The organism is Streptomyces sp. NPDC058646 (assembly GCF_042716875.1).
Lineage (GTDB): Bacteria > Actinomycetota > Actinomycetes > Streptomycetales > Streptomycetaceae > Streptomyces.
Genome location: NZ_JBHXRK010000012.1, coordinates 161,150 through 173,437, shown reverse-complemented (window position 1 = coordinate 173,437; position 12,288 = coordinate 161,150). Strand labels below are relative to the sequence as shown.

Annotated in this window: 12 protein-coding genes and 2 riboswitches; of the genes, 7 read left to right on the top strand and 5 right to left on the bottom strand. The window is 71.4% G+C overall.

What is annotated here, in order from left to right:
* Positions 1-18: 18 nt before the first annotated feature.
* The 4 genes from ACFWUZ_RS17205 to ACFWUZ_RS17190 all read right to left on the bottom strand — a co-directional run bounded on the left by ACFWUZ_RS17205 (position 19) and on the right by ACFWUZ_RS17190 (position 3,861).
* Positions 19-1,011: an ABC transporter permease gene (locus tag ACFWUZ_RS17205; RefSeq protein WP_384372899.1), complete on the bottom strand. Its 993-nt coding sequence runs from the start codon at positions 1,009-1,011 to the stop codon at positions 19-21.
* Positions 1,012-1,518: 507 nt separating this feature from the next.
* Positions 1,519-2,259 carry an enhanced serine sensitivity protein SseB C-terminal domain-containing protein gene (locus tag ACFWUZ_RS17200; protein ID WP_384372897.1) on the bottom strand — a complete coding sequence of 247 codons (741 nt, stop codon included), beginning with the start codon at positions 2,257-2,259 and terminating at the stop codon, positions 1,519-1,521.
* A 61-nt stretch (positions 2,260-2,320) separates the two neighbouring features.
* Entirely contained in the window at positions 2,321-3,055 is a 735-nt protein-coding gene (locus ACFWUZ_RS17195) for an enhanced serine sensitivity protein SseB (protein WP_384372895.1), read from the bottom strand.
* A gap of 125 nt (positions 3,056-3,180) precedes the next feature.
* Positions 3,181-3,861 (bottom strand): AAA family ATPase, encoded by a 681-nt coding sequence (locus ACFWUZ_RS17190; RefSeq protein ID WP_384372998.1) that lies wholly within the window; start codon positions 3,859-3,861, stop codon positions 3,181-3,183.
* 180 nt (positions 3,862-4,041) lie between these two features.
* A riboswitch (glycine riboswitch) is annotated at positions 4,042-4,145 on the top strand.
* A gap of 161 nt (positions 4,146-4,306) precedes the next feature.
* Between ACFWUZ_RS17190 and gcvT the strand changes: the two genes are divergently transcribed.
* From gcvT to ACFWUZ_RS17170, 4 genes are all read left to right on the top strand, one after another.
* Positions 4,307-5,422, top strand: coding sequence for a glycine cleavage system aminomethyltransferase GcvT (gene gcvT, locus ACFWUZ_RS17185; RefSeq protein WP_384372893.1), 1,116 nt, complete (start codon positions 4,307-4,309; stop codon positions 5,420-5,422).
* 111 nt (positions 5,423-5,533) lie between these two features.
* Positions 5,534-5,914 (top strand): glycine cleavage system protein GcvH, encoded by a 381-nt coding sequence (gene gcvH / locus ACFWUZ_RS17180; protein ID WP_384372891.1) that lies wholly within the window; start codon positions 5,534-5,536, stop codon positions 5,912-5,914.
* A gap of 15 nt (positions 5,915-5,929) precedes the next feature.
* On the top strand, positions 5,930-7,186 hold the full coding sequence (glyA, locus tag ACFWUZ_RS17175; RefSeq protein ID WP_384372889.1) for a serine hydroxymethyltransferase: 1,257 nt from the start codon (positions 5,930-5,932) through the stop codon (positions 7,184-7,186).
* Between the two features lie 677 nt (positions 7,187-7,863).
* Positions 7,864-9,246 (top strand): L-serine ammonia-lyase, encoded by a 1,383-nt coding sequence (locus tag ACFWUZ_RS17170; RefSeq protein ID WP_384372887.1) that lies wholly within the window; start codon positions 7,864-7,866, stop codon positions 9,244-9,246.
* 85 nt (positions 9,247-9,331) lie between these two features.
* Here ACFWUZ_RS17170 and ACFWUZ_RS17165 read toward each other — a convergent pair whose 3' ends face one another.
* Positions 9,332-9,955 carry a hypothetical protein gene (locus ACFWUZ_RS17165; RefSeq protein WP_384372885.1) on the bottom strand — a complete coding sequence of 208 codons (624 nt, stop codon included), beginning with the start codon at positions 9,953-9,955 and terminating at the stop codon, positions 9,332-9,334.
* 221 nt (positions 9,956-10,176) lie between these two features.
* On the opposite strand from ACFWUZ_RS17165, the gene ACFWUZ_RS17160 reads away from it, so the two are divergent.
* From ACFWUZ_RS17160 to ACFWUZ_RS17150, 3 genes are all read left to right on the top strand, one after another.
* Complete coding sequence (locus tag ACFWUZ_RS17160) at positions 10,177-10,710, top strand: hypothetical protein (protein ID WP_384372883.1); 534 nt, start codon at positions 10,177-10,179, stop codon at positions 10,708-10,710.
* A 313-nt stretch (positions 10,711-11,023) separates the two neighbouring features.
* Positions 11,024-11,219, top strand: a riboswitch (cobalamin riboswitch).
* Positions 11,220-11,247: 28 nt separating this feature from the next.
* Positions 11,248-11,946 (top strand): energy-coupling factor ABC transporter permease, encoded by a 699-nt coding sequence (locus ACFWUZ_RS17155; protein ID WP_384372881.1) that lies wholly within the window; start codon positions 11,248-11,250, stop codon positions 11,944-11,946.
* Positions 11,943-12,287 (top strand): energy-coupling factor ABC transporter substrate-binding protein, encoded by a 345-nt coding sequence (locus tag ACFWUZ_RS17150; RefSeq protein WP_384372879.1) that lies wholly within the window; start codon positions 11,943-11,945, stop codon positions 12,285-12,287. Before ACFWUZ_RS17155 ends, ACFWUZ_RS17150 begins: the two co-directional genes overlap by 4 nt.
* Position 12,288: the final 1 nt, after the last annotated feature.

Sequence of the window (12,288 nt, the reverse complement as noted above, 5' to 3'; positions counted from 1 at the left end):
GTGAATCGAAGAAGCGGTTCAGCTGCCCTTGGGGTCGAGCGCGTCACGCAGCCCGTCCCCGAAGAGGTTGAACGCCAGGACGGTGATGAAGATCGTGATACCCGGGACCACCATGTACATGGGGTCGTCCTGGTAGATGGGGACGGCGTCGGACAGCATCTTTCCCCACGAGGCGGTGGGCGGCTTGACGCCGGCTCCCAGGAAGCTGAGGGCCGCCTCCGTCAGGATGTTGGTCGGAATGATCAGCGTCGCGTAGACGAGGATCGGCGCGATCAGGTTCGGCAGGAGTTCCTTGATCAGGATGTAGCCGCGGCCCGCACCGAGGCTGCGCGCGGCCTCGACGTACTCGCGTTCGCGCAGGGAGATCGTCTGGCCCCGGACGATGCGGCCGATGTACGGCCATCCGAAGAAGCCGATCACGAGGATCAGCACGCCCATGCGGACGCCCGAACCCTCGAATCCCCACAGGGAGTTGGGGACCACGGAGACCAGCGCGATGGTGAACAGCAGCTGCGGGAAGGCCAGCAGCAGGTCCATCACGCGGCTGATGACTCCGTCGACCCAGCCGCCGAGGAACCCGGCGAGGGCGCCGAGCAGGCTGCCGAGGACGACGGACACGAAGGCCGCCAGGAAGGCGACGACCAGCGAGATCCGGGCGCCGTAGACGATCCGGCTGAACACGTCGCGCCCGTTGGTGGGTTCGACACCCAGCAGGAAGTCGGAGCTCATGCCGCCGAACGAGCCGAGCGGTGTGCCCAGGTCCGGGTCGATCAGCTCCTCGTGGAACTCGTTGGGCGGGTGGCCCAGCAGGCTCACGATCTGCGGCGCGAAGACCGCCACCAGGATCAGGAGGATCACGACCACGCCGCCGGTGAGCGCGACCTTGTCGCGCTTGAGCCGCATCCAGGCGATGCGGCCGGGCGAGCGGCCTTCGATGGCCTTGGCAGGGACGTCGGCTACGGACACGGGTGCGGGGGTTTCCGCGCTCGTGTCATGCAGTGGTGCCGTCATCGTGGTGGGGACCCCTCTCGGCCGACGTGTGGGCCGGCCCATGCCCGCCGCTGTGGCGGCGTTGGTGCGGAGTGGCGCTCGGAGTGCGTGGGATACACAGGACGCGTGTGAAGTGCGGGAATTGCGTGCAGAAGTGCGGGCGGTGCTGTGCGGAGCAACAAGCGAAGTGCACGGACCGAGCCGGGTCCGGAAGGACTGACCGGCTCTTGGGTGGGGAGTCTTCATCGGGCGCTCGAGCGCCCGCCAGACCTGCCGGGGATGTGATGCGCAACCGTGATCTGCGTCTACACCTTCCGTTATCCGAACCGCCAGCTCTGTTGAGCGGTGAAACACTGCCCGTTCGGCCCGGAACGGACATCAGGCCCAACTGCCATATCGTGCATGGTTCTTGGACGCATTCCGGGATATGCCGAAGGCCGCACCCATGGGGTCGGGTGCGGCCTTCGAGACGGATGTCTCCCTATGCGGACGCGGTGGGCGAGGTGTTCCGGCCCTGCCCGGGTCCGGTCAGTACGACGGGGCCTGCCCCTCGCGGTCGTAGAAGGGACGGGTCTGTGCGCGCAGCCACATGGCGACGGGGTCGTGCTCGTCGGCCAGCGCGACCGTGCACACCGGAACGCCCTCGGGGACCACGCCCACCGACTGGCGCATCATCTCCCGTACGGATTCCAGCGCGGGCGCGGAGGCGTCGTACAGGTCGAGCCCGACCGCGAGGTACGGCGACCCGAGCGCGGGCTGCACCCAGGCCCGGCGCAGCGACCGGACGGCGGGCGTGCGGTGCGCGTGCTGGGTCAGCAGCCCGTAGAACTGCGGGAGCTCGATGGCGGGCTCGGACAGCCGCAGCGGACCGGCCGGCATCCGGTCCAGCCCGGTCGCGATCCGGCGCAGGTCGGCCCAGGGCACGCCGAGGCCGCCGCCCTGAGCGTGCGGGTTGAGCCACAGCCCCCAGCGGTCCGGGTAGAGGGCGCGGGCGATGTCCCGCCCGGTGACCACCTCGTAGCCCCGGTTCCAGCCGCTGGCGGCCAGCTCCTGCGGCGAGGTCACGCAGGGCGCGTACCCGAGGCCCTCGACCTCCATGCCGCCGTACTGGGCCTCCGGTGAGCCCGGCTGCCCCTGCCAGAGCAGCATCCACAGCCTGCCCTCGGCGAGGGCGTGCAGCAGCGACTCGTAACTCTCGTAGCGCCCGGGAGTCACCTGGCGCAGCATGTGCTCGACCTGCCCGGCCGCGGCCGTGCCTGACGCACTCACCCGGTACCCCTCTTCGTGTCTTCTTCCGCCCGTCGTCAACGCGTGAACAGCTTAAGCGGCGCTACGGGAGGTAGAAGGGGCGTACGCGCTCACGAATCCAGTCCGTGACCGGGTCCTGGACGGCGTCCAGGAGGATCAACTGCACGGGCCAGGGCGCCGGGACGCGGGCCAGGGCCCGCCCGAGGGCCTCCATCGGGAGGTGCTGCGCACCGGGATCCCGTCCCACCAGCCGGACACCGACGTACAGCTGCGGCTCCCCGCCCTCGACGCTGGCGAGGCAGCGGTGGGCCGCGGCGACCACCCCGACGGCACGGAACTCCTCGGCGGCGGCGGCCAGGAAGTCCACCGGGTCCTCCTGCCAGTCCGGCTCGTACAGCCGGACCCGGGCTCCGGCGGCCGGACCGTCGAGCGGGGTCCGGCCGGCCCTGCACAGCTCGGCGACGGCGGCCGGGGGCAGCGGGACGCCGACCGCGCCCTCGGGGTTCAGGGCGATGCCGAGCTGCGGGGGGAGCCCGCGGGCGAACTCGACGGCGGGGGCCACCGCGAAGTCCATGCCGGGGCCGACGCAGGCGTGGAACTGGCTCTCGGAGCTGTAGACGGGGACGTACGCCGCCCCGGCGATGTCCATGGTGGGCAGGGTGAGGCCGGCCGGTCCGGGGCCTCCCCCGGCGGGCAGCGGCACCCACACCTGACTGCGCCCGAGCACCTCCAGGATCCGTCCGCCGGCGTCCGGCTGCCCCAGTGCCGCCCCGAGCACCTGCTCCAGCTCATTCCCCGGCCAGCCGCTGCCCTGCATGTGCCGTTGCCTCCGTCGGTTGCGCCTGCGCGATGTGTGGTGCCGAGGCTATCGGTGCGCGGCCGGGCCCCGCTGCCGGGGCCGCGCCGGGCGGCCAGGGGAGGACCGGCCCGGCCGGCAGGCCCCTACGGGTGGAAGGCGATCCGCGTCACGGCGGAGGCGGAGCGGCGGTCCAGCAGGGTGACGGAGGCGCAGCCGGCCGGCGCGAGGCCGGCCTCGGCGTCGCGGAGCAGGCGGGCCACGGCCCCGCGGTGCCGGGCGAAGGCGTACGCGGAGACGCGCCGGCCCCGGGCGGCCTGCCCGGCCAGGGCCTCCTCGGCGCTGCTGTCCAGCAGCAACAGGTGCAGGGCGCGGCCCCGGCGGCGGGCGGAGGCGGCGAGCAGGCCCCGTACCCAGCTCTGCGTGCCGCAGTCGTGGACGACGACCGAGGTGCCGGAGCGCAGGCTGCGCCACAGCCCCCAGTAGTGGGCGGCCCGGACCAGCGGCCGGTACACGGCGTACGGCAGCGCGGCCGGCATCCGCTGCTCCCAGCGCTCACGGGTGTCCTGGGAGTCGATGGAGCCGCCCTCGGCGGCCGCCCGCTTGATCAGGGTGCTCTTGCCGCCGCCCGGGAGGCCGGACACCACGACGATGTCGCCTTCCGTGAAGCGGAGCCGCCGGGGGTCGGCGGTGCCCGGTCCGCGCAGGTCCCGCACCCGGCCGGGTCCTGCCCCCTGCGCGGCCCTGCGCTCGCGCGGGCCGCGCTGGACCGGTACCCCGTCCACGGTCCCGGTCGTCGCCAGCACTCCGAATCTCCGCACAGTGATCGCCTCCCCCGAATCGGGTCGCCAGGACCCATGCCCACTGAGTGTAAAGAGACGGTAATCCGGGAGCCCCGGTTCCGGTCCTGCCGTCCGAAGCCCGGACAGACTTCCGGCCCGCACGCCCGATCACGGCAGTGGCGTGCAATGATGTGCGCCATCTGGACCAACTGCATACCGGCCGCTTGAATCCGCGCGGGAGAGTCCCGGCACGCCGCAAGGCCGTGCGCGGGCGCCGAAGGAGCAAGAACCTCCCTTGAATCTCTCAGGCCCCGTACCGCGTGGATGAGGCAGATCTGAAAAGCGAGCTGCTGCGCAGCTCCACCCAAGGTGCAAGTCGACTCTCCCGGGCGACCGGGACTCTCGGCGAACCTCTCAGGTTCCGATGACAGATGGGGAGGAACGTCCTCGTCATGTCATGTCGATGCCCTGGGACCCGGGAGTCACACCCATGAGCACTGCCCCCCGTCTGACCGCCCTCGATGCGCTGCACCGTTCGCTCGGTGCGACCATGACCGACTTCGCGGGCTGGGACATGCCGCTGCGGTACGCAAGCGAGCGCGACGAGCACAACGCCGTGCGCACCAAGGCCGGCCTCTTCGACCTCTCCCACATGGGCGAGATCACCCTCACCGGCCCCGAGGCCGTCAAGGCCCTGGACTACGCGCTGGTCGGCAACATCTCGACCGTCGGCGTCGGCCGGGCCCGCTACACGCACATCTGTCAGGAGGACGGCGGGATCGTCGACGACCTGATCGTCTACCGCCTCGGCGAGACCGAGTTCATGGTCGTCGCCAACGCCTCCAACGCCCAGGTCGTCCTCGATGCCCTGACCGAGCGTGCCGCCGGCTTCGACACCGAGGTCCGCGACGACCGCGACGCGTACGCGCTGCTCGCGGTGCAGGGCCCCGAGTCCCCCGGCATCCTGGCCTCGCTCACCGACGCCGACCTGGACGGCCTCAAGTACTACGCCGGCCTGCCGGGCACCGTCGCGGGCGTGCCCGCGCTGATCGCGCGTACGGGCTACACCGGCGAGGACGGCTTCGAGCTGTTCGTCTCCCCCGAGCACGCCGTGGAGCTGTGGCAGGCGCTGACCAAGGCCGGCGAGGGCGTCGGCCTGGTCCCGGCCGGCCTGTCCTGCCGCGACACCCTGCGCCTGGAGGCGGGCATGCCGCTGTACGGGCACGAGCTGACCACCTCCCTCACTCCGTTCGACGCGGGGCTGGGCCGGGTCGTGAAGTTCGAGAAGGAGGGCGACTTCGTCGGCCGCGCCGCTCTGGAGGCCGCCGCCGAGCGCTCCGCCACGAACCCGCCGCGCAAGCTGGTCGGCCTGATCGCCGAGGGCCGCCGCGTCCCGCGCGCCGGCTTCCCGGTCGTGGCCGGCGGAGAGGTCGTCGGCGAGGTCACCTCGGGCGCGCCGTCCCCGACGCTGGGCAAGCCGATCGCGATGGCCTACGTCGACGCGGCACACGCCGCGCCCGGCACCTCCGGCGTCGGCGTCGACATTCGCGGTACGCATGAGCCGTACGAGGTCGTGGCCCTGCCGTTCTACAAGCGGCAGAAGTAGTTCCGCGACGATCTCCGCCGTACGGGCCGCATCGGCGCGCCCGTGGGGCTCCGTCCCAGTACCCAAGACCACCGTTCGTATCCACTCCCCCGCATCCAGGAGAATCAGGTCATGAGCAACCCCGAGAAGCTGCGTTACACCAAGGAGCACGAGTGGCTGTCGGACGCCGTGGACGGCGTCGCGACGGTCGGCATCACGGAGTTCGCGGCCAACGCGCTCGGTGACGTCGTCTACGCCCAGCTCCCCGAGGTCGGCGAGACCGTGACCGAGGGCGAGACCTGCGGCGAGCTGGAGTCGACCAAGTCGGTCAGCGACCTGTACTCCCCGGTCTCCGGCGAGATCGTCGAGTCCAACCAGGACGTCGTGGAGGACCCCTCGCTGGTGAACTCCGCTCCCTTCGAGGGTGGCTGGCTCTTCAAGGTGCGCCTCTCGGAGGAGCCGAAGGACGCGCTCTCCGCCGAGGAGTACGCCGCACTCACCGCCGGTAACTGACCCCAGGGGACCCTGATGTCTGTACTGAACACCCCTCTCCACGAACTCGACCCGGACGTCGCCGCCGCCGTCGACGCCGAGCTCGTGCGCCAGCAGTCGACCCTGGAAATGATCGCGTCGGAGAACTTCGCTCCGGTCGCCGTCATGGAGGCCCAGGGCTCGGTCCTGACCAACAAGTACGCCGAGGGCTACCCCGGCCGCCGCTACTACGGCGGCTGCGAGCACGTCGACGTCGTCGAGCAGATCGCGATCGACCGCATCAAGGCGCTGTTCGGCGCCGAGGCCGCGAACGTGCAGCCGCACTCGGGCGCGCAGGCGAACGCCGCCGCGATGTTCGCGCTGCTCAAGCCGGGCGACACGATCATGGGCCTCAACCTGGCCCACGGCGGTCACCTGACCCACGGCATGAAGATCAACTTCTCCGGCAAGCTCTACAACGTGGTCCCGTACCACGTCGACGAGTCGGGCCAGGTGGACATGGCCGAGGTCGAGCGCCTCGCCAAGGAGTCCAAGCCGCAGCTGATCGTCGCGGGCTGGTCCGCCTACCCGCGCCAGCTGGACTTCGCCGCCTTCCGCCGCATCGCGGACGAGGTCGGCGCGTACCTGATGGTCGACATGGCGCACTTCGCCGGCCTGGTCGCCGCGGGCCTGCACCCGAACCCGGTGCCGCACGCCCACGTCGTCACCACCACCACGCACAAGACCCTCGGCGGTCCGCGCGGCGGTGTCATCCTGTCGACACAGGAACTGGCCAAGAAGATCAACTCCGCGGTCTTCCCGGGTCAGCAGGGCGGCCCGCTGGAGCACGTGATCGCGGCCAAGGCCGTCTCCTTCAAGATCGCGGCCTCGGAGGACTTCAAGGAGCGCCAGGTGCGCACCCTGGAGGGCGCGAAGATCATCGCCGAGCGCCTGGTGCAGCCGGACGTCACCGAGGCCGGCGTCTCCGTCCTCTCCGGCGGTACGGACGTCCACCTGGTCCTGGTCGACCTGCGCAACTCCGAGCTGGACGGCCAGCAGGCCGAGGACCGGCTCCACGAGATCGGCATCACGGTCAACCGGAACGCCATCCCGAACGACCCGCGGCCTCCGATGGTCACCTCGGGTCTGCGGATCGGCACGCCGGCGCTCGCCACGCGCGGTTTCGGCGCCGAGGACTTCACCGAGGTCGCGGAGATCATCGCGGCCGCGCTGAAGCCCGTCTACGACAGCGAGGACCTGAAGGCGCGCGTCTCCGCGCTCGCCGCGAAGTTCCCGCTGTACCCGTCGCTCTAGGCAGCGCCCACGAGGGGGCCCGGCCCTGGTCGTGCACAGGCCGGGCCCTTCTCATGACCGAAGCCCAGGTGGACGCGGCCCCTTGCCACGGAACCTCGGCGGCCATGGTGATCTCGTAACCTGACCGGTCCGGTCGCGGTGGGCGTCTTCCGCCGCACCGAGCCGGACCTGCCCCGCCCCTCCCGCCTCCCGGCGGCGAGGATCCTCTCCCCGCTGACCTGCGCCTTCGCCGCCTGCGCGCCGTACTGGCCGAAGTGGCCCCACACCGGCACCGTCACCGCCCCGACCCTGCCGGCCGCCCCGATCGCCGCCCCGGCGCTGTCCCGGCTCGACTCCGCCGGCTTCGGCGGCCGCTACGTCCTCCCGGGCGGCCTGGACATCGCCCTGGCCGCAGCCGTGGCGCTGGTCACCTCCTCCTGGACCGTGCGGGCTGGCGTCAGGGCCAGCCACGCGGGCCTGGCAGGGCCCGACCCGGTCCTGGAGGCGGGCGGCGCCGCACGGGCCGGCGTACCGGACCGGGAGCTGACACCCGCCCGACCGTCCGGGTACCCCCTCCCGACCCCGTCCGGCAGACGAGCCGTTCATCCCACCGCGTTAAGCTCGTCTGTCGGACAAAATCCGCACAATCCACCTCTCCTGCCCCCTCCCACCCCACGAGCAGACAAGGGAGTCCGCCAGTGGCCATCTCCGTCTTCGACCTCTTCTCCATCGGCATCGGCCCGTCCTCCTCCCACACGGTCGGTCCGATGCGGGCTGCACGCATGTTCGTCACGCGGCTGAAGAAGGACGGCCTCCTCGCCCAGACCGAGTCCGTCCGCGCGGAGCTGTACGGCTCGCTGGGCGCCACCGGCCACGGCCACGGCACCCCCAAGGCGGTCCTGCTCGGCCTGGAGGGGCACTCCCCCCGCACCGTGAACGTCGAGACCGCCGACGACGAGGTGGAGCGCATCCGCAAGAGCGGCCGCCTGCGGCTGCTGGGCGCGGAAATAGGCGATGGGCACGAGATCGCCTTCGACGAGCCGAGCCAGCTGATCCTGCACCGCCGGCGCTCCCTGCCCTACCACGCGAACGGCATGACGCTCTTCGCCTACGACGGCTCGGGCGCCCCGCTGCTGGAGAAGACCTACTACTCGGTCGGCGGCGGCTTCGTCGTGGACGAGGACGCGGTCGGCGAGGACCGGATCAAGCTCGACGACACCGTGCTGAAGTACCCCTTCCGCTCCGGCGACGAGATGCTGCGCCTGGCGAAGGAGACCGGCCTGTCGATCTCCTCGCTGATGCTGGAGAACGAGAAGGCCTGGCGCACGGAGGAGGAGATCCGCGAGGGCCTCCTGGAGATCTGGCGGGTCATGCAGTCCTGCGTCTCGCGCGGCATGTCCCGCGAGGGCATCCTCCCCGGCGGTCTGCGCGTCAAGCGCCGGGCCGCCTCCACGGCGCGCCAGCTGCGCACCGAGGGCGACCCGATGATGCACCGCAGCGAGTGGACGACGATCTACGCGATGGCGGTCAACGAGGAGAACGCGGCCGGCGGGCGCGTGGTGACGGCCCCGACCAACGGCGCGGCGGGCGTCCTGCCCGCGGTCCTGCACTACTACGTGAACTTCGTGCCGGGCGCGGACGAGGACGGCGTGGTCCGCTTCCTCCTCGCGGCGGGCGCGATCGGCATGCTCTTCAAGGAGAACGCCTCCATCTCCGGCGCCGAGGTCGGCTGCCAGGGCGAGGTGGGCTCGGCCTGCTCCATGGCGGCCGGCGCGCTGGCCGAGGTCCTCGGCGGCACCCCCGAGCAGGTCGAGAACGCGGCCGAGATCGGCATGGAGCACAACCTGGGCCTGACCTGCGACCCCGTCGGCGGCCTGGTCCAGATCCCGTGCATCGAGCGCAACGGCATGGCCGCCGTCAAGGCCGTCACCGCCGCCAAGATGGCGATGCGCGGCGACGGCACCCACAAGGTCTCCCTCGACAAGGTCATCAAGACCATGAAGGAGACCGGAGCGGACATGAAGGTGAAGTACAAGGAGACGGCCCGCGGCGGCCTCGCGGTCAACGTCATCGAGTGCTGACCGGAGCTCCTTCCCGCGTGCGACACCGCAGGGCCCGGCGCGGGTGCGCCGGGCCCTGCGGCTGTCCCCGGACACCTGCGGCTGCTCACTGCTCCTTGCGGAGCGCCTTCAGGACGCCCCGGGCGAAGTCGTCCACCGAGGCGTCCAGGGCCTTCAGGCTCTCGGGGGTCGGGGCGGTGCGGGCCTCGGCGGTGACGGTCACGTCGAGCATCAGGTTGCTGTCCCGCACATGCAGGTCGCGCACCTGGCGCAGCTCGGTTGGACCGTTGTGGAGGACCCGGTAGGCCTCCTTCCCGACGCCCTTCACCTCCGCGGTACCGCCGTCCGGCCGCTCCCGTCCCGGTTCGTCCCGCACCGCGCGGAAGACGTCCTCGGCGAAGCCCACGCTCTCGGCGTAGGCGAGGTCCAGTTCGATCTTGACGTTGCCGTACCGGGCCGGGCCGGTCTCGACGAGCAGCTGGACGCACTGGACGCCCGGCGCTCCCCCGCCCGGCCTCTCGTTCCGGTCGGCGGCCTCCTCCCGCGCCCCCAGCGGGTCGGCGAGTTCCCCGTAAGGCAGCGCGTTGCAGATCTCGTCCGTGGCCTTCCAGAGGTAGCCGCCCTTCCCCTCCTGGGAGACCTCGCCGTCCGCGCCGCCGGCGCAGGCGGTGGCCGCCAGGACGAGGACCGCGCAGACCAGCACCTGACGGGGACAGCGGTGAAAACGCATCCGGTTCTCTCCCGTCACACGGGGCCTCGCGGGCCATCGATCGGGCAACCAGCTTGCCATCGAAGCGAGTTGAGCATCGGGGATTTCCTTCATCCGGCCCTTCGGCGGCGGGCCGGAACCGGACGGGCATCTTCCCGCCCCGGGGTGCAACCGCCTGCGCCCGGCCGGCGTCTCCACCGGTGACAGCACTGTCCCCGTCTCTGGAGAATCGGGGGGACGTCATGAACCGTCTACGTTCTCGTCTGCGCCGTCGGCAGCTCGTGGCCCTGGCCACGGGCGCCCTGCTCACCGCCGGAATCGCGCTCGCAGCGCCGGCATCCGCCGCCGTCACGGCCTCCGCGACGGCCGCGCAGACCCAGACCCCGCTCGTCGTCAACGCCCGCTGGGGCGGGCACTGCACCTACGACCGGCTCGTCGTCGACCTCGAAGGGTACGTCCCCGCGGTCACCGTCACTCCCGCCTCCCAGCTGTTCTACGACGGGTCCGGCCAGCCGGTCCCGCTGGCCGGGAAGCACTTCCTGGAGATCAGGCTGAACCCCGCCGCCGGTCACGACGACGCGGGACAGAACGTCTACCGGGGTCCGCGCCTGCAGAAGATCTACCTGAGCAAGCTCAAGGGCATCGCCCTGACCGGCGACTACGAGGGGTACGTGACCTTCGGCGCCGCCTTCGACACGAAGCCGTACTACAGCACCACCGTCCTGCACTCGCCCGAACGGTTCGTGCTGGACATCGCGCACCCGAACGTCTGCTGACGCGACGCTGCCCGGGGCGGCGACGCCCCGGGCAGCCGAGCGGGCCTACCGGTGCCCGGGACGCTCGTTGAGGATCGACGAGCAGACGTAGAGCCGTTCGGCGACCTGTGCCATCACCGAGCTGTGGTCGCCGAGCTGTGGTCACCGAGCCGGATGGGGCCGCAGAGCACGAGGAAGGTCGGAGTAGCCGCAGTCGGCAGCCACCCCCTCAGCATGAGCAGCAGAAGGCGCGTCCGCAGGCCGGCCACGCCCGTCCGTGACCGGCGGGCGCCCCCGGAGGCTGGGGCGGGTTGTTACCGGTCCTCGCGGACGACTAGGGTCAGCGGGCCTTGGTGTTCGGGAAACCGGTGGAAAACCGGTGCGGCCCTCGCCACTGTGATCGGGAAGTCCGGCTCCATTCCTGCGGGAAGCCACTGGGCCCGGGCGGGAGACCGCGCGGCCCCGGGAAGGCGGAGACCGGGCATGAGTACCCGTGAGCCAGGAGACCGGCCGGGGCGCGTTGTCCATCCACGAGGTGCTGGAGAGGTCTCCCCACTCATGCATATTGCCGAGGGGTTTCTGCCCCCTTTGCACGCGGTCGCCTGGGGCGCCGCGTCCGCTCCCTTTGTCGTACACGGCGTGCGCGCCCTCACCCGCGAGGTGAAGGCCCACCCGGAGAGCACCCTGCTGCTCGGTGCGTCCGGAGCATTCACATTTGTCCTGTCCGCCCTGAAGATCCCTTCGGTGACGGGCAGTTGCTCGCACCCCACCGGTACCGGCCTCGGGGCGATCCTGTTCCGGCCGCCGGTCATGGCGGTGCTCGGCACCATCACCCTGCTCTTCCAGGCGCTGCTGCTGGCCCACGGCGGTCTGACCACCCTCGGCGCCAACGTCTTCTCGATGGCGATCGTCGGGCCCTGGGCCGGCTACGGCGTCTACCGGCTGCTGCGCACGTTCGACGTGCCGCTGATGGTGACCGTCTTCTTCGGCGCCTTCTTCGCCGACCTGGTGACCTACTGCATGACCTCCCTCCAGCTGGCCCTGGCCTTCCCGGACGCGAGCAGCGGCTTCGTCGGCTCGCTGGAGAAGTTCGCGGGCATCTTCGCGGTCACCCAGATCCCGCTCGCGGTGAGCGAGGGCCTCCTGACCGTCCTCGTCGTGCGGCTGCTGATGCAGTCCAGCAAGTCCGACATGGTGCGTCTCGGCCTCGCCAGGCTGACCGGCACCAAGGCGAAGCAGGAGGCGACCGCCCGATGACCAGGAACGCGAAGATCAACACCCTGCTGCTGCTCGTGGTGGCGGCGCTGGCCGTGCTCCCGCTCGCGCTGGGGCTCGGCGAGGGCAAGGAGGAGCCGTTCACGGGCGCGGACGCACAGGCGGAGGCCGCCATCACCGAGCTGAAGCCGGACTACGAGCCGTGGTTCACCCCGCTCTACGAACCCCCCTCCGGCGAGGTCGAGTCAGCGCTGTTCGCGCTCCAGGCGGCGCTCGGTGCGGGCGTGCTCGCGTACTACTTCGGCGTGCGCAAGGGCCGCCGGTCCGCGGCCGACGGGGCCCCGGAGGCGACCCCGGCCCCGGCGGCCGGGGCGGAGCACTAGG